The 1,285-nt window shown below is 70.7% G+C and carries 1 protein-coding gene; it reads left to right on the forward strand.

The features are described from left to right. Positions 1-153: 153 nt before the first annotated feature. The coding region (locus ACYPYD_RS24315; protein ID WP_459666006.1) for a hypothetical protein at positions 154-1,285 on the forward strand (1,132 nt) is incomplete at its 3' end.

Raw genomic sequence — 1,285 nt, forward strand, 5'->3', positions numbered from 1 at the left:
GGTCCGACTGGCCCCGGCGGCCCGACTGGCCCCGGCGGTCCGACTGGCCCTGGCGGCCCGACTGGCCCTGGCGGTCCGACTGGCCCCGGCGGCCCGACCGGCCCTGGCGGCCCGACCGGCCCTGGCGGTCCGACTGGTAGCTACACCGGTCCTGTGGCCGGCGTCGGGATCGGCGGCACGCCCATCCTGGGGCCGAGCGGGTCCGGCACGCTCATCGACGTGAACGTGGCGCCGAACGCCGCCACGGGCAACGGCGGCACTATCGCCGTCGATGTGCTCACTGGCAATGGCCATGTCGTCAACGTCGCTCTGCCGACGACCCCTCAGCAGACGCAGGAGGCTCTTGCTCCTGTCGGTTCGCTGGTCGGGTCCCTGCTCGGCGAACAGATCGGCTCGACCGTCACGCAAGTCACCAACGGGCTCTCCCCGACGGTGTCGGTGGTGACCTCGACCGTCAGCCAGGTGACCACGCCGGTACTCGGTACCGTCGATGCGATACTGGCACCGGTGGTGGGACAAGGCGGCGTCCTTGGTCCGCTCACCGGACAACTGGGCGGCCTGCTCGGCGGCGTCACCGGCAACTTGCCCGGCGGCGGTTCCGGCACGGCACCGACCTATACCGGACCGTTGGTCGGGCTGGACCTTGGCAACAATGTTCTGACCGGACCGAGCACGAGCGGCACCCTGGCCGGTGTCAACGTGCTGTCCAACGCTCCGGGGCTGGTGTCCGGGCAGCTGGTTACGGCCGACGTGCTTGCGGATGGGAACGTCCTTGACGTGACCCTTCCGACGACGGCGGCAGGCGTGGCACAGGGGCTTGCCCCGGTAGGCAACCTCGCCGGCGCGGTGCTGGGAGCACAAGTCGGCTCCACGGTGACGCAGGTTACCAACGGACTTGCTCCGGTGGTGGCTCCGGTCACGAGCGCGGTGGATAGCATCGTATCGCCGGTGCTCGACACCCTGAACGGCACCCTTGGCCAAGCCATCGGCGGCGTGGGTTCGGGCCAGACCGGTGGGACGGTCCTTGCTCCGGTAACCGGCGTTGTCGGCGGTCTGCTCGGCGGCGTCACCGGCGGCAGCGGAGGTACGGGCAACGTCCTTGCTCCGGTGACCGGCATTGTCGGCGGTCTGCTCGGCGGCGTCACCGGTGGTAGCGGAGGCACGGGCGACGTCCTTGCTCCTGTAACCGGCGTTGTCGGCGGTCTGCTCGGTGGCGTCACCGGCGGCAGCGGAGGTACGGGCAACGTCCTTGCTCCGGTGACCGGCGTGGTCGGTGGTCTGCTCG

The organism is Novosphingobium sp. 11B (genome assembly GCF_054589055.1).